Below are 21,475 nucleotides of genomic sequence, written 5' to 3' on the forward strand. Positions count from 1 at the left end.
AATTTTATTGACATCATCTTAATTAGTTATTTACTAAAGGATTAAATTTTACAGCATCCTCTAAATGGTCGGGGGCAAAGTGTGCATATCGCATTGTCATTTTGATGTCGGTATGACCGAGCACTCGCTGTAAGACTAGAATATTACCACCATTCATCATAAAGTGACTGGCGAAGGTGTGGCGCAATACGTGGGTAAGTTGTCCTGCCGGTAATTCGATCCCTGTTCTTTCCAATGCAGACCGGAACGCGCCATAACAATCACTAAACAAACGACCTTTTTTATCATCAGGCAGAGATTCGTAGATCTCTTTGCTGATTGGAACAGTACGGTTTTTTCTGCCTTTCGTGTTGGTGTATGTGATTTTGTATTTAGCGAGCTGGCTTTTTTTCAGACTCTCGGCTTCAGACCAACGAGCACCAGTGGCGAGACAGATTCTTACCACGGTTTCTAAATCAGGGTGGTCGTGACGTTTGCACTCTCCGAGAAGTAACGAAATCTGATCCTGAGTTAGCCAGGCCATTTCAATTTCTTCTGTGCGGAAAGGGCGCATATTTTTTAGCGGATTTTCCCCTTTCCATTCACCGAGGCGATTTAGCTCATTGAATACTGCGCGAAAGTAGGCTAACTCAAGATTAAGCGTGCGGGGCGATACTTCTTTAACTCTTTTTGAACGGGCATATTCACCCTTTAGCCTCTTTTCCCGGTAGCGGGAAAACATCTGTGCATCGAAATCGCGTGCAAGCGGTTCACCCATACACTCAAAAGCATGATGCATTGCTAACTGGCGCTTGAGACCGTCTTTCAGGGTAATACCGTGAGCGCTATACCATGAGTCAATTAGGTCTTTTAAAGTGCGTCTGTCTTCCTTTTCTTCCTGCCACGGGTTTTGAACTGTGTACTGTTCGAACGCCAGCGCCTCGCCTTTGGTGGCGAATTTCTTTCTGATGCGTTTGCCTTTCGCCCCGTTCGGATACAGCTCACAAATCCACCCGCCGGCAGGATTTTTACGGACAGTCATCAATTAACCTCGCTGTAAACACCCACCACACGACCAATCGTTTTTATCTCATCATTTCCGCATTCAAACGGCACTTTTCCACCGGCTACATGTAATTTTTTACCGGGAAGAATAGTGAGTTCACGTAGGCTGGCTGCGCCTTCAATATCAACTAACCAAAGGCCATCAGATAAAGAGGACTCTTTCTCAATTACGTATGTGCAGTTATCGCTTTTGACTGAAATCCCTTTTTTTAGTGGCTTAGTAAAAAGCTTAAGGTCTAACGAAAGGCTACCAATATTGGTAGTCTCACCTTCACTCAATTCGAATAGAGGAAGTTCTACGGATTGCTGAGGCTCATCATCTGATAGGTTTTTATCTCCCTCACCAGTCATTAGCCATTTAAGGCTAACGCCGGTTTCGAGGGCGCAATGCACCGCAAAATCATACGACATGTTGCCTCGCGTATAGCGATTCTGTAAGGAGCTAGCGGCAATCTTGAAGTGATTGGCAAGTTGAATTTTTTGAGTAAATCCGTAGACCTCACAAATTCTATTTAGTAACGCCTCGTTATTAAAATTGGCATTAATCATTAAAATTGGCACTCCTGTGTTGCGCGATACCAAAATTAATATTAGTATCGCTATGAATGGTGGCAGTGAGTGGCAAACGTCGGCAAAAACTATGCGCACACTGTCAAGAAACTATCAATTTAGGGATCATGCTATATGGCTTCTGAAATCGCAATCATCAAAATCCCCGCACCTATTGTCAGCCTGCAGCAGTTTGCAGAGTTAGAGGGTGTCTCTGAGCGTACCGCATATCGTTGGACAACCGGCGATAACCCTCGCGTACCAATCGAACAACGCGTGATCCGTAAAGGCTGCAAAAAAGCGGGTGGCCCGATTCGTATCTATTACGCACGCTGGAAAGAAGAGCAAATGCGTAAAGCTTTGGGTCATTCCCGTTTTCAGCTCGTCATTGGTGCTTAATTCACTTTAAGTGAATTATAAGGATGAGACATGTTTGATTTTCAGGTTTCTAAACATCCCCATTATGACGAAGCTTGCCGGGCTTTTGCACAGCGTCACAACATGGCGAAGCTGGCCGAACGTGCGGGAATGAATGTGCAGACGTTACGTAACAAACTCAACCCGGAACAGCCTCACCAGCTCACCCCGCCGGAGTTGTGGCTGCTGACAGACCTGACCGAAGACTCAACCCTCGTTGATGGTTTTCTGGCGCAGCTTCATTGTCTGCCATGTGTGCCGGTTAACGAGCTGGCAAAAGATAAATTGCAGTCTTATGTCATGCGCGCAATGCGTGAGCTCGGCGAGCTTGCGAACGGTGCAGTATCTGAGGAGCGTCTGACCTCTGCGCGTAAACACACCATGATTGAAAGCGTTAACTCTGGTATTCGCATGTTGTCTTTGTCGGCACTGGCGCTGCATGCACGTCTACAGACTAACCCGGCGATGACGAGTGTGATCGATACCATGAGCGGTATTGGCGCATCGTTCGGTCTGATTTGAGGTGCTCATGCTGAATAATGAACCGTCATTCGCATCTCTGCTTGTCAAACAAAGCCCCGGAATGCACTGCGGCCACGGCTGGATTATTGGCAAGGACGGCAAGCGCTGGCACCCGAGCCGTTCACAGGCTGATTTACTGGCTGGCCTCTCTACTCAAAAGCAGGGGGAGTCATGGCTATCGAAGCTGTATCCGCGACTGTTCCGCTAAAAGCGGGTCAACGTCTGGCCGGTCTCAATCATGTGGCGGAATTGCGCGCGAGATATTGGGGAGATAGCTGGAAAGAGGTTGAACGTTTTGTCGATGATATGCGCGATAAACGCGATCCACAATTTGAAGAAAATACTCGGGCGCTGGCCGCTATTTTCTTTCTGGCAAAAATACCGGCGGCTCGTCATGAGCTCGAATTAAGTGAGCTGACTACTGACGAGAAAAAAGCATTGATTACAGCGATGAATCATTTTCGTGCAGTGGTGAGCTTATTTCCAAAACGGCTAACCATGCCGAATTAATCCAAACAGAAATTTTATGGCGTAAACCCGCCGGGCTTCTTATTGCCCGAAATCAGGAGAGTCAATTATGCGTATAACCGAAACCCGATGTTTTAACACTGATAGTGATGCGCTGGCCGTATTGCTGACCGATGCCAAAAAAGAAGAGCGCAAAGACCGCGCTCTTGCTGTTTCCATCCGCCTTGAGGCACTGGCTATCCATATCACCAAAGAGGGGATGAGCGGCACCGAAGCCGCGGAGCTGCTGCGCCGTGAGGCTACCCGCTATGAGAATGAATCACAGGAGTTGCACTGATGGCCGATGCAATGGATTTAGCACAACAGCGCGAGCAGGAAGACCGCGAGCGCCACATCAGCAACGCGCGCAGCCGTATCACCGCGCCATCTTGTTTCCTTTGTGAAGCATGTGAAGCACCAATCCCGGAGGCTCGTCGTGCTGCAATTCCGGGCGTGGTCTTTTGTGTGACCTGTCAGGAAATCTCAGAACTGAAATATAAACATTATCGGGGGGTATGAATTGGCGGTTCAATTCGCTTATCCGTGGAATAATCCACGGTCGGCAATAGCCAGCCCATACCTTACCTATGACCAACAGCATCGCCGCGACCGTATGTTCGCGGCTTTGCTGCATGCGCGAAAGGTGCTTTCACTGCAGCCAGAATGCGTGCGTTTTGATGTTTATCGCACCGCTGCGGTGCTGGAGCAAAATCAGGGCAGTCAACGAGCCAATGCCTTTTTAATCAGCTTTTGCAAAAAGGCATTGCCACGTCTTGAACTGGTCGAAAAAAAATACGAGTGCATGGGTATCGACAGTAAGGTATCAGCCGCTGTTTTCGGTTGTCATTTCGATACTGAAATCATGCAATATCTGGCGTCACGCATGGTCAATATGGTCGCCAGATACAACCGACTCCCTGATATGTCGCGTGCCGATATTGACCTGCTGGCCGCTGATATCGCTAATTTCATTCGTGCTGAACTAGCTGACATTGATGACGCCGGGGTTAGCGAGCTTAAAACGCTCTACACCTGGTATATGCGCGCCGGTTTTATTTCACTGCAATTTAACGTTACCCCGCCGCATTGGGAGCGAGTAACAAAAAAGTATGTCGGTCAGGATGAGATAGCACCGGCAGTAATGCGCATGTTTAATGAGGTTTGGTGGCGTGGCCGTCTGCGACGTATTGCGGCGTCATGGCGCGAACATCTGCAAATTGCAGTCGGCAACGTCAGCAAGAAACGCCACGCCTACGCGAGTAAAAACTGCGTGACAGACTGGCGCGAGCAAAAGCGCCGCACGCGTGAATTTCTCAAGGGGCTGGATCTTGAAGACGAAGACGGCAACCGCATCAGCTTGATTGAAAAATACGACGGTTCTGTCGCTAACCCTGCGATACGCCGCTGCGAGCTGATGACCCGTATCCGTGGGTTTGAAAATATCTGCAATGAGCTCGGTTATGTCGGGGAGTTTTACACCCTGACCGCACCGTCTAAATATCACGCCACCACTAAAGCTGGCTACCGTAACAGCAAATGGAACGGAGCCAGCCCGTCGGACACACAAAGTTATCTCACCGGACTTTGGGCGCGCATTCGCGCCAAACTGCACCGGGAAGAAATCCGCATTTTCGGCATACGTGTTGCCGAGCCTCATCACGACGGCACGCCGCACTGGCACATGCTTATGTTTATGTTGCCGGAAGACGTTGAGCGCGTGCGGCTCATCATTCGTGATTATGCGTGGGATGAAGACCACAACGAATTGAGAAGCGACAAAGCCAAAAAGGCGCGCTTTCATGCCGAAGCCATCGACCCGGAAAAGGGCAGCGCTACCGGCTATGTTGCTAAATACATTTCAAAAAACATTGATGGCTATGCTCTCGATGGTGAAACCGATGACGAAAGCGGTGAGCTGCTGAAAGAGACAGCGCCTGCCGTTTCAGCATGGGCGGCGCGATGGCACATACGTCAGTTTCAGTTTATCGGCGGTGCGCCGGTGACGGTCTACCGTGAGTTGCGTCGTCTCGCTGATAGAGAGACTGCGCACGGTCTGAGTGTTGAGTTTGCTGCCGTCCATGATGCCGCCGACGCCGGTGATTGGGCTGGTTACGTTAATGCGCAGGGTGGTCCGTTTGTCCGTCGCGATGATTTACAGGTGCGCACGCTGTATGAGCTGCGCCCCGAGTTTAACCAGTATGGTGAGGAAACCGTGTGTATTCGTGGCGTCTACGACTCTGCTCTCGGCGCTGGCACACCGATTTTAACCCGGTTAACGCAGTGGAAAATTGTGCCGAAGCGTGCCGTTGATTTGGCCGTTGACGTTAAGGGCGCTCCTGCGCCCTCTCGGAGTTCTGTCAATAACTGTACGGGAAGCGAAAGTGATCCCCAAAAATTGGATTTATCAAAACCCTTGCTCCGAAGCGAAAGGCGAAAGTTAGCGGACAGAATCAGGGTGAAAAAAGTGACGGGCAGGCGGCATTTTGTCCACGGAACTAACGACCAGAATGCCGCGATCGCAAGAACTATAGATAAAGTACAAATGAATACCGGCATAAGAATAAGCCGGGGCGAAGCTCTGCATCTTATGTCTGGTGGAAAGAGCCGTTATAACGATAAATGGTTTAGTGGCTCATCCAGTGGTGATGTCTTCAGAGCTGCGCCAGCTTACGAATTTAAGGCTAGAAAGATACTGGACAGAATGGCGCGATTGGCTTTAGTTGCTAAGTTAAACAACTAACTTAACCACGTCAATTCATGCACATACGTTGCCAGCTATCTAATATTTTTTCTTCCCATTATTTATCGCAATATGATACTGTTTATTTATACAGTATCTCGAATGGGAGGGGGCGTGGATAGAGAGCTGAGCAAGCAAGTCATGCTTGAGAGAGTGGAACTGATAGCACGTCTGACAACAGAGGGTGTTTGTCAGGAAAGAGATCGTGAAATTGCATTGAATTTAATAGCTGAACTGGCGCATAAGAACTTGCTGAAACGTGAGTCTTATTCCGTGGTTGTCTCAGCCAGACCGTGTAAACAACGGTTAAAAAGAGAAAATGAAGTGAGAATACACATTACGTTGGATAACACACAAAACTTGGGGCCGCAGCTTGTTGAGGCCTTCGAAAGTGAGCTCAATCGTAGAGTTAAAATCACGTTTCCTTCCTCAGAAGTCACGGTCAAACAAGGTTCGAGGACTGGGGTTGAGATAAAGGGCTTTCCGAGCGACTCAGACCGGGAACGCTTGGACGGTATCATTAAGGAAGTGTGGGAAGATGTGAGCTGGCATTGACTAGCAAATCATTCCGATTTGAAAATTACTTTTCGCGTCAACAGGCTAAAGTATGTTAATTGTCCATGAAGTAGATGGCTAAATCTATGTTTGTGCACTCGTAAGCTTTTTTCCAACTATTTCTTTGATTTTCTATGAGATTTGTTACATTTAGGTCAGCAATTTGTAATTCCTGTACTTCTTATGAAGCAGGTGAATAAGATTGATGTATTTATTGCTTAAATAGCAGTAAAGTATTTATTTACAAAGGGTTAATGGGGGTGTGCGGTGAATGACCTTATGATAGATATGGAAACATTGGGAGTTTCAGTTTCCTCACCCATTATCTCTATCGCCGCAGTTTACTTTGATCTGACAACAGGCGAAATCGGCGACACATTTTATAAAGTTGTCAAACTAGACTCGGCATTGGAGCATGGTGTTGTTGAGCCTTCAACCTTATCTTGGTGGATGGCTCAGCCATATGAGGCGAGAAAAATTTTCTCAGCCACTGATGCAAGCATTCTCGAGGATGTATTGAAGGAATTAAGCCTATTCATGCTTAGAGATGATGGTCAAGAGCCGATTTGTGTTTGGGGGAATGGTGCTTCCTTCGACAATGCGATCCTTTCAAATGCTTACAGAAGTTTTGGAATGGCACTCCCATGGCAATTCCGAATGGATAGAGACGTGAGGACAATTGTTGACCTGGCGAAGCGCCTCAAAAATTTTGATGCACTTTCGTCTGTTCTAATGAGCGGTGTTAGGCACAATGCTCTCGACGATGCTCTTTACCAGATAGAGTATGTTTCTGCTGCTTATCATGCCTTAAGGGATTAAAGATAATGGCTATACAACTTATTGATGTAAGTGATTGGCGTAGAGATGACGAGCACGGTATTTTCCCCATAGGGGCTAGAGATAAGAAGATGCTTTGGTCACCACAGGAGCCATTGGAGGGAATCAGGCCATCTTGGCCTTACCTGTTTAAATCTTCGCGTGAGGCTTACCCCGATCAGTTTTGGATGGAAACGATAGCTTATATTGTTGGGGAAACAATGGGCATAGAAGTGCCTAAAGCGATGCCAGCTGTTCGTGTTGGTACTGATGGACTAAAGGAGTACGGGGCTCTCTTGGAATGGTTTTACGATAAAGATCGTGAGCATTTCGTACATGCCTCTGACATTTTTCATTTGTTAAACAAAGATTTCGATGATGCTTCGGGGCGACATCACAACCTTGAAGATTTGAGATTGATTTGTCGAACGCTCAGCATTCATGGAATCATTCATTCAGATTGGTCCGAGTGGCTGACTGATATGTTGTTACTAGACTCTTTTATAGGCAACAGTGACCGGCATCAGGAAAACTGGGGGTTCGTTTTTTACACAAAACGTGATGCTGACGGAAAGGTGATAAGAAATGATGAAGGGAAAATCGTAACGGATGGGAAGCTATCACCTTGTTTTGACAACGGGACAAGCCTTGGACATGAAAGATTTCCTGAACGTGTAGCTGCTTGGAATCTGAAATCATTGGATAAATATATACAGAAAGGTAATCATCACTTAAGGCGCACCCGTGCTGAAACTCATGCTCGGCTTGGACATCTGCAATCAATACAAGAGTTGGCTACAGACCCTTTAGTACTAGCACAATTGCAGAAAAGACTAAGCTTTAATATAGACGAGCTTTGCGGCACAATACGCGCGCTTACTGGCATTGCAGCTGAAGATGGCTCGCTTGCATTACCGCGAGCAGAATGGGTAATTCGACTGTTAAAACGCCGACATACGAGGTTAAAACTAATTACTAATATGCGTACAATCAATCACATTGTCGAACCTACAAGGTTATGGCTAACCTGGCAACCTGCTGGGGGTGGTTCTCGTTATGTCGTTGGGTATATTGATCGGGTTGAGGGTGATCAATACACCTTTACGTATAACCTAAACACCACCGATTTCGAAACTGCTGTTGAAAAAGGTTTCAAAGGGCATCCTGCGTTCCAACTCAAACAGCAGATTCATTCTAATAATGTCCTAGAACCGTTCTTGCGTAGGCTACCGCCACGTAAACGTAAAGATTTTGCCGAGTATTTGGTCCAACATCTTCTACCAGCAGACTTTTCTGGTTCTGATTTTGCTTTGCTTGGGTATACGGGGGCGAAATCTCCAGCTGATGGATTTTGTTTGATAAATGATCCTGCTGTTTTTGAAAAAAGTTGTGAGCTTTTACTTGAAGTTGCAGGAACCCGTTATCAGGAAGGGCTGGATCTTTCGGCTGTGAGTGTCGGAGACCCTGTAGAATTTGTGCACGAAACTGACAACCCCCATGATGCGCATGCTGTTGCAGTGATGCACGCTGCTGGCAGGCTCGGCTATATTAACAAAGTGCATTGCAAGGCTGTGAAAGATAAAGCCCGAACCAACAAACTGCATGCCTTTGTTGCTAAGAAAAATGGTACATCAGCAAGGCCTTTAGTCTACTTACTTGCTGAGTGTGAATAGCTGCATGATATGGGTGCATTTTTTTGAAAGCATATCGGACATAAAAAATCATTAGTGCCCGCCAGTAATGGCGGGCTTTTTTTTATCTCATGCACCTGCATTAAAAGCGACCCGTTAAGCGCGCAGGCGAGGCGGGGATAGCACTGCGCGCCAGACGTGGTGACAGGATTTATTTTGCGCGTCTGTGCGCCTCGTGGTGGCGCGCTGAGTGGTGAGGTTGAATCGAGAGGCTGTTGCGGGGTTACGTCGCGTGTGCGGCGTCTGGTGAGGTCTGAGAGCATGCCGCCCGAAGGCGGCATTTTGGGCGGGGTTACTCGGTCTCGATGTTGTAATCTTTAAAGCGGATCACCTCCATTCCGAGCCATTCATTGATTTCTTTGAAACGCTCCTGCAGTGGCGTAAGTTCGTTACGAACAAATACCCGTGCCACCTTCTCGATATCGCCCATCGAGCCGATATTTTCAGGCTTGCCGCCCATTAGCTGGAACGGCACGCGGTGCGCATCGAGCAGGTCAGCGGCGCTCACCTTCTTGATGTTAAAAAAATCATCCTTCGTGGCGACTTCACTCAGCGGGATAATCTTGATGCCGTCCGGTTTACCGTTAGGAGCATGGAGGAAAATGTTTTTAAAATTTCCCATACCCTTCGAGTTAGCCATGGCTTTTCGAATTGCTTCAATGTCTGTGCTGTTTTGAGCTGCGTCTGTCACATACATGATGTACCCCGCGTGTGCGCCGTTCTGGTAATACTTGCGGCGATACAGCGTGGCGGACTCATTCAGCCAGGCGGAATTGAGCGCGCTCAGGTATTCCGGCATCCCGTAAAGCTCCTGATTGATATCGGGCTCAAGCAGATGGCACACCGAACCGGGTGCGAACTGGTGCGGGTGTGTGTAGTCCGACACGTACCAGTAAACCCCCTCCTCTACTCCACGGCGGGTGTATTTGGCCGGGGAGGTTTCCAGTTTAAAAAGCTGGCCGGTGACGCTCATGCGCTTTTCCAGATAGCCGTTGGCAAACACCAGATAATCGAGCACAAGACGGCTGAAATCCTGACGTGATAGCAGTGGGTGCGGGATGTAGGTACTCGTCAGGATGTTGCGCTTTACGTAAATCGGGGAGCTGTGGTGCACTGCGGCGCGCAGGCTTTTCGCCAGCCCGGAGAAGTTGACCGGCGGCTCGTACCATTTGCCGTTGTTGATGCACTCGACATAGTCGAGGATATCGCGGCGATCCAGAACCGGTGACGGCTCGCCAAAGGTGAACGCCTCCATTTTCTGCGGTGCGCTGGCGGTCATGTTGGTCTGCTTTGGCTGTTTCTGTTGGCGTTTTTTCATTAGTAGTTAATATCCAGAATTGTAGTTGCTTGCATACCGCTACCGGCGGAAAGCGGCTCGTTTACCAGCGCGTGCATGGTCGCCCACGCGATATCCGCGTGGCTGGCTTCCTCGCTGCGGCTGGCTTCATAGGTGGAGCTGCGGCCACTGCTGGTCATGGTTTTTCGGATAGCCATAAATGACTGAGTGATGTCGGTCGCACCGGCGTCGTATTCCAGACACCCACGGCGAATGGTGTCTTTCGCTTTCAGCACCATGGCGGTTTTCATTTCCGGCGTGTAGCGGATGGCGCGCGCCGCCGGGAAGAATGAGCGCACGAGCTGGTAAACACCCTGGCCGATGCCGGTCGCATCGATGCCGATATAGTCGACGGTGTATTTCTCGGTCAGCGCACGGATGGCCTCGGCCTGTGCGGCAAAATCCATGCCTTTCCACTGGTGACGCTCAAGGATGCGGAACTTCCCACCGGCAACCAGCGGCGGAGCCAGCACCGCACAGCCTGCGCTGTCGCCGGTGTGTGACGGGTCATAGCCAATCCAGACCGGACGCCAGTTAAACGGACGGTCGGCAAACGGTTCGAAGTCGTCCCATTCCTCCATCGCATCGACCATGCAGCGCTGCAGCTCCTCGAACGGGAATACCGACGCTTTATCGTCGACGAACTCGCACATAAACAGGTTACGGAAGTCATCCGCGCTGTTTTCCTGTTTGAGCTGGTCGAGGTTAAACAGCGTACAGCCCCCGGCGAGCGCGTCCTCAATGGTGACAATCTGCCGCCACTGTCCGTCACCGCATAACATGCCACCGGCAAGCGCCTGATGACTGATATCGATGTCGACACGCTCATCGCGGTTACTGCGGCCACGGTTAAACAGCTCGCCTGACCAGAACGGGTAAGCACCGTGCGCCAGCGTGGACGGCGTCGAAAAATAGGTGGTGCGCAGGTGTGACTGCGAGGCCATGCCCGAGGCGACTTTGCGCAGCTTCTGGAAATTGGGTATCCAGAAAATTTCATCTACGTACAGGTCGCCGTTGTGGCTCTGCGCAGTGTTGGAATTGGTCCCGAGAAAAATCAGCTCAGCACCGTTGTTGCCGATGACAATCGGGTCACCTGACAGGTCAACGTCGACCAGACGCGCAAAGGCGATAATGTATTTACGGAAAACGTAAGCCTGCGTTTTACTGGCTGATAAAAATATCTGGTTTTGTCCGGTCTTAAGGGCGCGCAGTAGTGACTCGCGAGCAAAGTAGAACGTTGCGCCAATCTGGCGCGATTTCAGGATGTGGCGGATTCGGTGCTCTAAACCGGCTTTGTGCCACCTGAGCTGATAATCAAACGACTGGTCGAAGAAAATCTCTTCCAGCTTTTCGATGGCCTCCTCGCTGAAATAATTACGTTTCGGCTTTTTGCGATCCCCTTTGTTGCGGCTGGCTATATTGGGGTTTAAATCCACCTCGTTTCCGGTCTGGCCGTAGCGGTTAACGCGCGCGAGCCGCTCCATCTGGCGCGACAGAAAATCAGCGACTTTAAAGTCGTGCGGCGTCAGGTCGGGCTTGGCGTAAAGCTGGATGAGGCGCGCCTCTAACGTCGACTCAACGCGGTTAATCGGCGCGGTTTCCTCCCATCCATCACGCTGTTTCCAGCTCTGCACCGTGGGGCGCTTGAGTTGCAGCATGTCGCAGATTTGCGGCACGGCGAACCCCTGCCAGTACAACAGCCGCGCCTGTCGTCGCGGGTCATTGAGTAATGAAAGGTCAGTTGAAATGGTCATGCTTACCTCGTTTTGAAGTTACGAGGCAAGGCTAAGGAAATGACTGCGCTTAATCGCTAACCCCCTGTTGTGTCAGGGGTTGCACTTCCGCAACAGGTGGCTGATGAGGGGCTGAGTCGGGAAACTAACCCAGACCCGAAAACCCAACATCAGGACACCTGAACAATGGCAAAGAAAGTTTCTAAATGGTTTCGCATCGGCGTCGAGGGTGACACCTGCGACGGCCGAATCATCAGCGGTAACGATATTCATGAAATGGCCGAATCGTTTGACCCGCGCGTCTACGGTTGCCGCATTAACCTTGAGCATATTCGCGGTCTCTTTCCAGACGGAGACTTCAAGCGATTAGGCGATGTGGTTGAGCTGAAAGCGGAGAAAATTGACGACGATTCTGCGCTTAACGGCAAATGGGCGTTGTTCGCGAAAATCACTCCGACCGATGACCTTGTAGCGATGAATAAAGCCTCGCAGAAGGTCTACACCTCCATGGAAATTCAGCCGAATTTTGCAAATACCGGCAAATGCTACCTTGTTGGCCTCGCGGTCACTGATGACCCGGCAAGCCTCGGCACTGAATACCTCGAATTCTGCCGCAATGCTAAGCACAACCCGCTGCAGCGCTTTAAGGCCAACCCTGAAAACGTCTTTTCCGCCGCCACGCTGGTCGAGCTGGAATTTGAAGACGTTCCCGACACGCTGCTTAACAGTCTGACCGACAAGGTAAAAGCCATTTTTGGCCGTAAGCAGGCCAGCGATGACGCCCGTTTCGCCGATGTACATGAGGCGGTGACGACCGTCACCGAGCAGGTGCAAGCCAACCTCAACGCTACCGACCAGCGTGTCACCGAGCTGGAGACCGCTTTTGCGCAGCTCAAGCAGGACGTGACCAGTAAAGTCGATGAAAACGCGCAGGCGTTTACCTCACTGAAAAGCTCTCTCGATAACACCGAAAGCCAGCGCCAGCCGCGCCGCGAGCTTTCAAAAGGCGGTACGGGCGACGAGCTGCTGACCAACTGCTGATAACACGCCGGGCGCGCTGCCCGGCCTGAACCCTTTTACCCGAACAGGAAAAACCATGCGTAAAGATACCCGTTTCAAATTTAATGCCTACCTGTCCCGCGTCGCGGAGCTGAACGGTATTTCCACCGATGATGTGGCGAAGAAGTTCACTGTCGAGCCGTCGGTCACGCAAACCCTGATGACGACCCTGCAGATGTCATCCGCGTTTCTGACCAAAATCAACATCGTGCCGGTCGACGAGCTGAAAGGCGAAAAAGTCGGGGTGGGCGTTAACGGTACGATTGCGAGCACCGCCGACACCGCCAGTGATGAAGAGCGTAAAACCGCAGACTTTACCGCGCTGGAGTCCAATAAATACGAATGTGCTCAGATTAACTTTGACTTCCATATCCGCTACAAACAGCTCGACCTGTGGGCGCGATTCCAGGACTTCCAGACCCGTATTCGTGACGCGATTATCAAGCGTCAGTCGCTTGATTTCATCATGGCCGGATTCAACGGTATCGAGCGCGCGGCGACATCCGACCGCAAAAAGAATCCGATGCTGCAGGACGTGGCGACCGGCTGGCTGCAGAAGTACCGCAATGAAGCGCCAGCGCGTGTGATGTCGAAAATCACCGCTAAGGACGGCACAGTCATTTCAGAGGTGATCCGCGTGGGTAAAAACGGCGACTATGCCAACCTCGATGCGCTGGTCATGGATGCCACTGGCAACCTGATTGATGAGATTTATCAGGATGACCCGGAGCTGGTTGTCATTACGGGTCGCAAGCTGATGGCGGATAAATATTTCCCGATCGTCAACAAAGAGCAGGAAAACACCGAGTCGCTGGCCGCTGACATCATCATCAGCCAGAAGCGAATCGGCAACCTGCCAGCCGTGCGCGTACCTTACTTCCCGGCGAATGCCCTGATGGTGACGCGCCTCGACAACCTGTCTATCTACTTCATGGATGACGCGCACCGTCGCGCCATTATCGAAGAACCGAAAAAAGACCGCGTCGAAAACTACGAGTCAATGAATGTTGACTATGTGGTCGAGGCTTACGCCGCCGGTTGCCTGATTGAAAACATCACGCTCGGTGACTTCACCCCACCTGCAGAACCGGAAAGCGCTTCCGCACCTGCGGCACAGGAAGGCGGAGAGTAAACCATGACGAGTCCCGCAGCGCGTCACATGATGCGGGTCTCGGCCTCTGAAACAGCGCGGCGGGCTGCTGTCCCGCTGCGCAATGCAACTGCCTATGAGCAGATGCTCGTTAAGCTGGCCGCAGACAACCGCACGCTAAAACAAATCAGCTCCAAAGAGCGCAAAGCCGCGAAAAAGCGCGAGCTCTTGCCGTTCTACCTGCCGTGGGTCGCTGGCGTCCTCGCAAACGGCAAAGGCGCACAGGATGACATCGTCATGACGGTGATGCTCTGGCGTCTCGATGCTGACGATATCGCCGGGGCGCTGGAAATCGCCCGTTACGCCATGACCTACGGCCTCACCATGCCGGTCGGTCGCCGTCCGACGCCGTGCCTGCTGGCCGAAGAGGTGGCACTGGCCGCGCAGCGCCTGCTCACGGCAAAACAGCCGGTCAATCTGGCGAACCTGCTCGACACTATCGCGCTGACTGAACGCGCGGATATGCCCGATATCGTGCGTGCGAAGCTGCACAAAATCACCGGCTACGTGCTGCGTGATGCGAAGCAACTGCCGGAGGCACTGGCGCACCTGCAGCGTGCCATCCAGTTAGAAAGCACTATCGGGGTGAAAAAGGATATCGAGCAGTTAGAGCGACAGCTCAGGCCAAAACCCGAACCGGCACCGAAAACGACTAAACCGCGCACGCGCAAACCTGCCGCCAAACCGGCGGCACGGCGCGGGCGTCCACCAAAGGCGGCAAAAGCCGCTGGTTAACCGAGCGCTCCCCGAGCCGGGCGGCACGCCGGTCAATGCGGGTATCAATTGCCCTGACTGCGACCGGCGTCCACCGCCCACCCATTACCCGAGGTTGTCATGACGACGCTGATTATTGAGCCAAATAAAGAGCCGCAGGATGTGCCGGGCGTGGTGATACCGCCACCGGGCGTGAGCGAGCCGGTAATCAAAAACACCCCGTTTTTTCCTGATGTTGATCCAAAACGCGTGCGCGAGGAAATGCGCTTAGAGCAGACCGTTTCCCCGGTGCGCCTGCGCCGGGCAATTAAAACCGCCATCGCGGAGACAAATGCGGAGCTGAGCGACTGGCGCGAACGTCAGCTAGAGGCTGGTCACGCCACGCTCGCGGATGTCCCGACCGACAGGCTCGACGGCGAGAGTGTGCGCGTTTTCCACTACTTCAACGCCGTGTGTGCCATGACGACCGCCACGCTTTACGAGCGTTTTCGCGGCGTGGATGCGACCGCCAAAGGCGATAAAAAGGCCGACAGCATCGACAGCACTATCGATGAGATGTGGCGGGATATGCGCTGGTCTGTGGCGCGCATCCAGGACAAAGCGCGCTGCATTGTGGGGCAAATCTGATGAAAGCGTATGCGCTACAGGGCGACACCCTTGACGCGATTTGCGCCCGGTATTACGGGCGCACTGAGGGTGTGGTCGAAACTGTCTTAGAAGCGAATCCCGGCCTGTCTGAGCTCGGCGTCATCCTGCCGCACGGCACGGCAATTGAGCTGCCCGAGACCGACAGCGCGGCCAGAACCGAAACGGTGAATCTATGGGACTGAGTATGGAGAAAATCACCACGTTTATCGCCTACTGGCTGGCCGTTGCGCTGGCATATCTCGGCGCAATATCGCCCGAAAAGATGGCGCTTTACGTGGGCGGCGGATGCGCCATTTTTACCGCGCTTACGAATTACTGGTTTAAGCGCAAAACGTACCTCTATCTGACGTCACTCGGACTCGACAAGGGGGCTATTCGTGAAATCAATCGTTAAACGTTGCAGTGTGGCCGCCGTGCTGGCGCTGGCAGCACTGATGCCTGACTTTCGTCTGCTTAACACCTCGCCCGAGGGGCTGGCGTTGATTGCCGACCTCGAAGGCTGTCGCCTGACGCCTTACCAGTGCAGCGCGGGAGTGTGGACGTCAGGTATCGGCCACACTGCAGGCGTCGTGCCGAAAGGGGAAATCACCGAGCGACAGGCGGCGGCGAACTTCGTTGCGGATGTGCTGAACGTCGAGAAACGTCTGGCCGTATGTGCGCCGGTGAAAATGCCGCAGCACGTTTACGACGCGCTGGTCAGTTTCTCATTCAACGTGGGAACCGGCGCGGCCTGCCGGTCGACGCTGGTCTCGTTTATTAAGCGCCAGCAATGGCCGCAGGCGTGCGACCAGCTCACCCGCTGGGTTTACGTGAACGGCGACGTTAACAAGGGGTTGGAAAATCGCCGCGCGCGTGAGCGTGCTTATTGTCTGAAAGGAGTTTCTCAATGAAAAAATTATCACGTTCACTGATGTTAGATGCCCTGCTGGCAGTATTCCTGCTGTGGGGGCTGGCTTTGCCGCAAAGTGCAGCAATTAATTTTGTTGCAGCGTGGGCGCTGTTTGGCTGTGTTGTCTGTATTACAGCGAGCCTTGCCGGTGTGGTTGTTTTTGACCACTGGCTACGAAGTGTGGAGAAAGGTAGCCCCGTCAATCCTGAGCTAATGAAAATATTCCGTGCTGTATTTTGTCGCCAACCATCAAAAGGGCGTCGCGCATGGTCTCTGATTATTTTCACCATTACCACGGGTTGCCTGCTTGGTGCTGGCTGGGTCTTTACCGCGCTGATTTACCTGATTTGTGTCCTGACGTTTGCGGGAGTGCGCAAAACTTACCGTCAGCGCATTGAGGAGGCGGGTCTGTGTCCAGATTCATTGTGATGTTGATTGCTGCAGGTCTTGCGCTGGCGGCTGTGCTCTGGTTGAGGCATGAGAACGGCAATCTACGACGTTCTTTTGAACGCGCGAATAAGGTCGCCACCGAACAAAAGAATGTGATCGGGATGCTGAAAAATCAGCTTTCCGTTTCGCAGGGAATTGCCAGGCGAAATGAAGCCGCGCAGGTCAGTTTACGTGGTGAGCTGATTGCTGCCGGTGCGATGGCCGTGCGGCGTGAAGAAACCATTACGAGGCTGATAAATGAGAATGAAACGTTACGCCGCTGGTATAGCGATAAGCTGCCTGATGTTGTGCGCAGGCTGCACACCCGCGCCGGTTGCGCCTCCGCCGGTCATTGTTTACAGCGCATGCCCGAAGGTGAGCTATTGCCCGATGCCGGAAAGCGAACCGGTCACTAATGGCGACCTGAGCGCTGATATTCGCAGGCTTGAGCACGCGCTCGCCGCCTGCGCGCTGCAGGTTGAAACCGTCAAAGACTGCCAGGATAAACTCGATGAAGAAAGCACGCAGCCTGCGCGAAGCGCTGATTAAAGCCGTTCCGCAACTGGAGACGAACCCCGAAATGATGCGCATCTTCGCCGATGAGGGGAATATCGATGCGCGGCTCGCGGCCTCGCTGTCGCATGAGAAAATTTATACACTGAATGTGATCGTGTGCGACTTTGTGGGCGACCCGGATTTGATATTCGTGCCGGTGGCCGCATGGCTTCGTGAGAATCAGCCGGATATTTGTACGCTCGATGACGGACGCAAAAAGGGCTACCGTTTCCAGATGGATTTAAACGACGGGGACAGTGTCGATATTAGCATCAGCCTGCAGCTCACCGAGCGCACCCTCATTAAAGAGGAAAACGGCGCGCTGCATGTGAGCTATGCCCCTGAGCCGCCGCTGCCGGAGCCCGTTACCCGGCCAAAAGAGCTCTACATCAACGGCGAACTGGTGAGCAAATGGGATGAGTGAATTCAAGCCCTTTGACGACAGGCTCAATGGTCTGATTGCTGCCCTGTCACCGGCAGCGCGCCGGAAGATGGCTGGTGATATTGCCAGGGAGCTGCGCAAGTCGCAACAGCAACGCATCAAACAGCAAAAAGCCCCGGACGGCTCACCATATCAGGCGCGAAAGCGTCAGCCTCTCAGGGCTAAAACCGGACGGATTAAACGGGCGATGTTTCAGAATCTGCGCACTAACCGGTACATGAAAGCCAGTGGCGGTGAAAATAGTGCAGTGGTGGAATTTACCGGGAAAGTGCAGCGCATCGCGCGTGTCCATCAGTACGGACTCAAAGACCGGCCAAACGCGAACGCTAAGGATGTGCAGTACGCAGAACGCCAGCTACTCGGATTTAACCAGGCGGATAAACAGCTCGTCGAAACGCTGGTTATCAAACTTCTTTCTCGCTGACTGTTGTTACAACTCCCACAAAACACCGCTTGATTGCCGCTGGCCTTACCCGGCGGCATCCTTTCCCCATGAATACTTTAAATTCACTGCAGGAAATCGCACGCGCGATCCGCAATCTTATCCGCACCGGCATTGTGACCGACGTCGACCTCGACGAGGGGCTGTGTCGTGTCCAGACCGGCGCCATCGAAACCACCTGGCTTAACTGGCTCACCTGTCGCGCCGGTCGCTCACGCGTATGGTGGGCTCCGTCCGTTGGCGAGCAGGTGTTATTGCTGGCCATCGGCGGTGAGCTCGACACGGCCTTTGTGCTGCCGGGCATTTTCTCTGACGACAATCCCGCGCCGTCAGCGTCATCTGATGCGTTACATGTGTCATTTCCTGATGGGGCGGTAATCGAGTACGAACCCGAAAACGGCGCGCTCACCGTGTCAGGTATCAAAACCGCCGACGTTACCGCGTCAGATTCCATCACGGCCACCGTGCCGGTGGTGCTGGTGAAAGCCTCGACCCGCATCACGCTCGATACACCCGAGGTGGTATGCACCAACAAGCTGACGACCGGCACACTCGAAGTGCAGAAAGGCGGGAAGATGACCGGAAACATTGAGCACACCGGCGGGAAACTGACCTCAAACGGCGTGCAGGTGGATGACCACGACCACGGCGGCGTCGAACGGGGTGGAAGCTGGACGGAGGGCATTAAATGACGGTGCGTTATCTGGGAATGAACAGTCAGACCGGCCTCAGCATCGCAGAGGTCGAGCATATCAGGCAAAGCGTGCGCGACATTCTGGTCACACCGATTGGCTCGCGCGTCATGCGCCGTGAATACGGCTCGCTTCTGTCGGCGCTGATTGACCAGCCGCAGACACCGGCGCTGCGACTGCAGATTATGGCCGCGTGCTATTCCGCGATCCAGAAGTGTGAGCCCCGCGTCAGCCTGACGACCATCACCTTTGAACGGTCAGAGACCGACGGCGGGCTGTATGTCGACATCATCGGCACGCGCTCGGTGAACGGCCAGCCCTTTTCCCTCACCATTCCACTGAGTTAAACGCTATGGCAATTGTTGACCTTAACCAGCTCGCCGCGCCCGATGTCGTGGAAGTGCTGGACTATGAGAGCATTCTCGCAGAGCGTAAGGCGACGCTCGTCTCGCTTTATCCTGAGGATCAGCAGGAGGCCGTCGCGCGCACGCTGACGCTCGAATCAGAGCCGATTGTGAAGCTGCTGGAGGAAAACGCCTACCGGGAAGTTATCTGGCGACAGCGCGTCAATGAGGCTGCGCGTGCGGTCATGCTGGCCTACGCTGCTGACAGCGACCTCGACCAGATAGGCGGAAATTACAACGTTGAGCGCCTCGTCATCACGCCTGCAGACGACACGACGTTTCCGCCGACGCCAGCCGTTATGGAGTCGGACACCGACTACCGTTTGCGCATTCAACAGGCTTTTGAGGGGCTGAGTACCGCAGGCTCTACTGGCTCATATCAGTTTCATGGCCGCAGCGCCGACGGGCGGGTCGCGGATATTTCCGTCATCAGTCCTGAGCCTGCGTGCGTGACCGTGTCCGTGCTGTCGCGCGAAAATAACGGCGTCGCCTCTGACGAGTTGCTCGCCATCGTGCGTAACGCGCTGAACGATGAGGACGTCAGGCCGGTCGCTGACCGCGTGACCGTGCAGTCAGCGAAAATCGTCGATTATAAAATCATCGCATCGCTTTACCTGTACCCCGGTCCTGAAAGTGAGCCGGTGCTCAGTGCGGCAAAAGCAAAGCTGCAGGCATATATCAGCGCGCAGCACCGGCTCGGGCGTGATATCCGCAAATCAGCCATTTATGCTGCCCTCCACGTCGAGGGCGTGCAGCGCGTCGAGCTGGCCGCGCCAGTGGCCGATATCGTGCTCGATGAGACTCAGGCGTCATGGTGCAGTGAGTACAGCGTGACTATCGGGGGCAACGATGAGTAATACCCGACTGTTGCCGGTGGGCTCCTCACCGCTTGAGGTGGCGGCGGCGCGCGCCTGCGCTGAGATTGAAAATACTCCCGTTCCCCTGCGCCGACTCTGGAGCCCTGACGACTGCCCGGCAAACCTGCTGCCGTGGCTGGCGTGGGCGTTTTCCGTTGACAGATGGGATGAGAAATGGCCGGAGGAGACTAAGAGGGATGTGATCCGTAATGCGTGGTACATCCACGCGCACAAGGGAACGATAGGCGCGGTGCGCCGCGTGGTCGAGCCGCTCGGCTACCTGATAAACGTGACTGAGTGGTGGGAAACCAGTGACCCGCCCGGCACGTTTCGACTCGATATCGGTGTGCTGGAGACCGGAATCACCGAGGAAATGTATTACGAAATGGAACGGCTTATTGCTGATGCAAAGCCAGCCAGCCGCCATCTTATCGGCCTCAATATTATTCAGGACATACCCGGCCATATGTACACCGGAGCCCTGACTTATGACGGCGACATCATCACGGTTTACCCAGGGTAAGTGAGAACAAAATGACAGTGAAATACAAAACGGTCATCACCAAAGCCGGTGCCATCAAGCTGGCTGCAGCGACCATCCCCGGCGGGAAAAAGGTAAATTTTACGGCGATGGCCGTCGGTGACGGCGGTGGCGCACTGCCAACTCCTGACCCAAACCAGACAAAGCTCATCAAGGAGGTCTGGCGTCACGCACTGAACAAAATCAGCCAGGACAGGAAAAATAAAAATTACGTCGTGGCGGAGTTGCTTATCCCGCCTGAGACAGGCGGTTTCTGGATGCGCGAGCTCGGGCTCTATGATGATGCCGGTACGCTGATTGCGGTCGGCAACATGGCCGAAAGCTACAAGCCCACACTCGCGGAGGGCTCAGGGCGCGCGCAGACCGTGCGCATGGTCATCATGGTGAGCGATATCGAGTCAGTCGAGCTGTCCATCGATACTTCAACGGTGATGGCAACGCAGGACTACGTCGACGACAAACTCGCGGAGCATGAGCAGTCGCGTCGCCATCCTGACGCGACACTTACCGCAAAGGGTTTCACGCAGTTAAGCAGTGCAATCGACAGCGTGTCTGAGTCCGTCGCAGCGACGCCGAAAGCCATTAAGGCAGCGTATGACCTTGCGAAAGGGAAATATACGGCTCAGGACGCCACCACGGCGCAAAAGGGTATCGTCCAGCTCAGCAGCGCGACCGACAGCGCGTCTGAGGCCTTAGCAGCGACGCCGAAAGCCGTTAAGGCAGCGTATGACCTTGCGAAAGGG

31 protein-coding genes are annotated in these 21,475 nt (G+C 52.9%); 27 read left to right on the plus strand and 4 right to left on the minus strand.

Features of this window, described 5'->3' with window-relative positions; translation table 11 throughout:
* Positions 1 to 22: 22 nt before the first annotated feature.
* The gene (locus AK59_RS0119080) at positions 23 to 1,021 is read right to left on the minus strand and encodes a phage integrase (protein WP_029883528.1); all 999 of its coding nucleotides are present in this window, start codon (positions 1,019 to 1,021) and stop codon (positions 23 to 25) included.
* Positions 1,021 to 1,593 (minus strand): phage repressor protein CI, encoded by a 573-nt coding sequence (locus AK59_RS0119085; RefSeq protein ID WP_029883529.1) that lies wholly within the window; start codon positions 1,591 to 1,593, stop codon positions 1,021 to 1,023. The genes AK59_RS0119080 and AK59_RS0119085 overlap by 1 nt, the downstream gene beginning before the upstream one ends.
* A gap of 135 nt (positions 1,594 to 1,728) precedes the next feature.
* Between AK59_RS0119085 and AK59_RS0119090 the strand changes: the two genes are divergently transcribed.
* From AK59_RS0119090 to AK59_RS0119130, 10 genes are all read left to right on the plus strand, one after another.
* Positions 1,729 to 1,992, plus strand: a complete 264-nt coding sequence (locus AK59_RS0119090; RefSeq protein ID WP_029883530.1) for a hypothetical protein — start codon at positions 1,729 to 1,731, stop codon at positions 1,990 to 1,992.
* 30 nt (positions 1,993 to 2,022) lie between these two features.
* Positions 2,023 to 2,532, plus strand: coding sequence for a phage regulatory CII family protein (locus AK59_RS0119095; RefSeq protein WP_029883531.1), 510 nt, complete (start codon positions 2,023 to 2,025; stop codon positions 2,530 to 2,532).
* A gap of 7 nt (positions 2,533 to 2,539) precedes the next feature.
* Positions 2,540 to 2,740 carry a phage filamentation protein Fil family protein gene (locus AK59_RS1000000124615; RefSeq protein WP_072007040.1) on the plus strand — a complete coding sequence of 67 codons (201 nt, stop codon included), beginning with the start codon at positions 2,540 to 2,542 and terminating at the stop codon, positions 2,738 to 2,740.
* A complete protein-coding gene (locus tag AK59_RS0119100) occupies positions 2,704 to 3,042 on the plus strand; it encodes a DUF5347 domain-containing protein (RefSeq protein ID WP_029883532.1) in 339 nt (112 codons plus the stop codon). Before AK59_RS1000000124615 ends, AK59_RS0119100 begins: the two co-directional genes overlap by 37 nt.
* A 67-nt stretch (positions 3,043 to 3,109) precedes the next feature.
* Positions 3,110 to 3,337, plus strand: a complete 228-nt coding sequence (locus tag AK59_RS0119105) for a DUF2732 domain-containing protein (RefSeq protein ID WP_029883533.1) — start codon at positions 3,110 to 3,112, stop codon at positions 3,335 to 3,337.
* A complete protein-coding gene (locus AK59_RS0119110; protein ID WP_029883534.1) occupies positions 3,337 to 3,558 on the plus strand; it encodes a TraR/DksA family transcriptional regulator in 222 nt (73 codons plus the stop codon). The genes AK59_RS0119105 and AK59_RS0119110 overlap by 1 nt, the downstream gene beginning before the upstream one ends.
* 1 nt (position 3,559) lies before the next feature.
* Positions 3,560 to 5,779, plus strand: coding sequence for a replication endonuclease (locus AK59_RS0119115; RefSeq protein WP_032618679.1), 2,220 nt, complete (start codon positions 3,560 to 3,562; stop codon positions 5,777 to 5,779).
* 114 nt (positions 5,780 to 5,893) lie between these two features.
* Positions 5,894 to 6,334 carry a DinI-like family protein gene (locus AK59_RS0119120; protein ID WP_029883536.1) on the plus strand — a complete coding sequence of 147 codons (441 nt, stop codon included), beginning with the start codon at positions 5,894 to 5,896 and terminating at the stop codon, positions 6,332 to 6,334.
* 279 nt (positions 6,335 to 6,613) lie between these two features.
* On the plus strand, positions 6,614 to 7,153 hold the full coding sequence (locus AK59_RS0119125; RefSeq protein ID WP_231501503.1) for a 3'-5' exonuclease: 540 nt from the start codon (positions 6,614 to 6,616) through the stop codon (positions 7,151 to 7,153).
* A gap of 5 nt (positions 7,154 to 7,158) precedes the next feature.
* The gene (locus AK59_RS0119130) at positions 7,159 to 8,823 is read left to right on the plus strand and encodes an HIRAN domain-containing protein (protein WP_231501504.1); all 1,665 of its coding nucleotides are present in this window, start codon (positions 7,159 to 7,161) and stop codon (positions 8,821 to 8,823) included.
* A gap of 310 nt (positions 8,824 to 9,133) precedes the next feature.
* Here the strand turns inward: AK59_RS0119130 and AK59_RS0119135 are convergent, their stop codons facing one another.
* Both AK59_RS0119135 and AK59_RS0119140 read right to left on the minus strand, forming a co-directional pair.
* Positions 9,134 to 10,159: a phage portal protein gene (locus AK59_RS0119135; RefSeq protein WP_029883539.1), complete on the minus strand. Its 1,026-nt coding sequence runs from the start codon at positions 10,157 to 10,159 to the stop codon at positions 9,134 to 9,136.
* The gene (locus AK59_RS0119140) at positions 10,159 to 11,931 is read right to left on the minus strand and encodes a terminase ATPase subunit family protein (RefSeq protein ID WP_029883540.1); all 1,773 of its coding nucleotides are present in this window, start codon (positions 11,929 to 11,931) and stop codon (positions 10,159 to 10,161) included. The genes AK59_RS0119135 and AK59_RS0119140 overlap by 1 nt, the downstream gene beginning before the upstream one ends.
* Positions 11,932 to 12,096: 165 nt before the next feature.
* Between AK59_RS0119140 and AK59_RS0119145 the strand changes: the two genes are divergently transcribed.
* The 17 genes from AK59_RS0119145 to AK59_RS0119225 all read left to right on the plus strand — a co-directional run.
* Positions 12,097 to 12,951: a GPO family capsid scaffolding protein gene (locus AK59_RS0119145; RefSeq protein WP_029883541.1), complete on the plus strand. Its 855-nt coding sequence runs from the start codon at positions 12,097 to 12,099 to the stop codon at positions 12,949 to 12,951.
* Between the two features lie 55 nt (positions 12,952 to 13,006).
* Positions 13,007 to 14,101 (plus strand): phage major capsid protein, P2 family, encoded by a 1,095-nt coding sequence (locus tag AK59_RS0119150; protein ID WP_029883542.1) that lies wholly within the window; start codon positions 13,007 to 13,009, stop codon positions 14,099 to 14,101.
* Positions 14,102 to 14,104: 3 nt separating this feature from the next.
* On the plus strand, positions 14,105 to 14,854 hold the full coding sequence (locus tag AK59_RS0119155; RefSeq protein ID WP_029883543.1) for a phage terminase small subunit: 750 nt from the start codon (positions 14,105 to 14,107) through the stop codon (positions 14,852 to 14,854).
* Positions 14,855 to 14,953: 99 nt separating this feature from the next.
* Positions 14,954 to 15,460 carry a head completion/stabilization protein gene (locus tag AK59_RS0119160; RefSeq protein WP_029883544.1) on the plus strand — a complete coding sequence of 169 codons (507 nt, stop codon included), beginning with the start codon at positions 14,954 to 14,956 and terminating at the stop codon, positions 15,458 to 15,460.
* Entirely contained in the window at positions 15,460 to 15,663 is a 204-nt protein-coding gene (locus AK59_RS0119165) for a tail protein X (protein ID WP_006175797.1), read from the plus strand. Before AK59_RS0119160 ends, AK59_RS0119165 begins: the two co-directional genes overlap by 1 nt.
* Positions 15,654 to 15,875, plus strand: coding sequence for a hypothetical protein (locus AK59_RS0119170; RefSeq protein WP_014170137.1), 222 nt, complete (start codon positions 15,654 to 15,656; stop codon positions 15,873 to 15,875). The genes AK59_RS0119165 and AK59_RS0119170 overlap by 10 nt, the downstream gene beginning before the upstream one ends.
* Positions 15,859 to 16,371, plus strand: coding sequence for a lysozyme (locus tag AK59_RS0119175; RefSeq protein ID WP_029883545.1), 513 nt, complete (start codon positions 15,859 to 15,861; stop codon positions 16,369 to 16,371). Before AK59_RS0119170 ends, AK59_RS0119175 begins: the two co-directional genes overlap by 17 nt.
* A complete protein-coding gene (locus tag AK59_RS0119180; RefSeq protein ID WP_029883546.1) occupies positions 16,368 to 16,799 on the plus strand; it encodes a DNZ54_00345 family protein in 432 nt (143 codons plus the stop codon). Before AK59_RS0119175 ends, AK59_RS0119180 begins: the two co-directional genes overlap by 4 nt.
* Positions 16,799 to 17,215, plus strand: a complete 417-nt coding sequence (gene lysB, locus AK59_RS0119185) for an Rz-like lysis system protein LysB (protein ID WP_029883547.1) — start codon at positions 16,799 to 16,801, stop codon at positions 17,213 to 17,215. The genes AK59_RS0119180 and lysB overlap by 1 nt, the downstream gene beginning before the upstream one ends.
* Positions 17,103 to 17,348, plus strand: a complete 246-nt coding sequence (lysC, locus tag AK59_RS1000000125315) for an Rz1-like lysis system protein LysC (RefSeq protein ID WP_081852464.1) — start codon at positions 17,103 to 17,105, stop codon at positions 17,346 to 17,348. The genes lysB and lysC overlap by 113 nt, the downstream gene beginning before the upstream one ends.
* A complete protein-coding gene (locus AK59_RS0119195; RefSeq protein WP_023338712.1) occupies positions 17,311 to 17,778 on the plus strand; it encodes a phage tail protein in 468 nt (155 codons plus the stop codon). The genes lysC and AK59_RS0119195 overlap by 38 nt, the downstream gene beginning before the upstream one ends.
* Positions 17,771 to 18,220 carry a phage virion morphogenesis protein gene (locus AK59_RS0119200; RefSeq protein WP_029883549.1) on the plus strand — a complete coding sequence of 150 codons (450 nt, stop codon included), beginning with the start codon at positions 17,771 to 17,773 and terminating at the stop codon, positions 18,218 to 18,220. The genes AK59_RS0119195 and AK59_RS0119200 overlap by 8 nt, the downstream gene beginning before the upstream one ends.
* A gap of 68 nt (positions 18,221 to 18,288) precedes the next feature.
* Entirely contained in the window at positions 18,289 to 18,930 is a 642-nt protein-coding gene (locus tag AK59_RS0119205; protein WP_029883550.1) for a phage baseplate assembly protein V, read from the plus strand.
* Positions 18,927 to 19,277 carry a GPW/gp25 family protein gene (locus AK59_RS0119210; RefSeq protein WP_029883551.1) on the plus strand — a complete coding sequence of 117 codons (351 nt, stop codon included), beginning with the start codon at positions 18,927 to 18,929 and terminating at the stop codon, positions 19,275 to 19,277. Before AK59_RS0119205 ends, AK59_RS0119210 begins: the two co-directional genes overlap by 4 nt.
* A 5-nt stretch (positions 19,278 to 19,282) precedes the next feature.
* The gene (locus AK59_RS0119215) at positions 19,283 to 20,191 is read left to right on the plus strand and encodes a baseplate assembly protein (protein ID WP_029883552.1); all 909 of its coding nucleotides are present in this window, start codon (positions 19,283 to 19,285) and stop codon (positions 20,189 to 20,191) included.
* Complete coding sequence (locus AK59_RS0119220; RefSeq protein WP_029883553.1) at positions 20,184 to 20,714, plus strand: phage tail protein I; 531 nt, start codon at positions 20,184 to 20,186, stop codon at positions 20,712 to 20,714. Before AK59_RS0119215 ends, AK59_RS0119220 begins: the two co-directional genes overlap by 8 nt.
* Before the next feature lie 11 nt (positions 20,715 to 20,725).
* A partial coding sequence (locus tag AK59_RS0119225; RefSeq protein WP_029883554.1) for a phage tail protein occupies positions 20,726 to 21,475 on the plus strand: 750 nt, incomplete at its 3' end.

It is taken from the genome of Enterobacter sp. T1-1 (assembly GCF_000710795.1).
GTDB lineage: Bacteria > Pseudomonadota > Gammaproteobacteria > Enterobacterales > Enterobacteriaceae > Enterobacter > Enterobacter cloacae.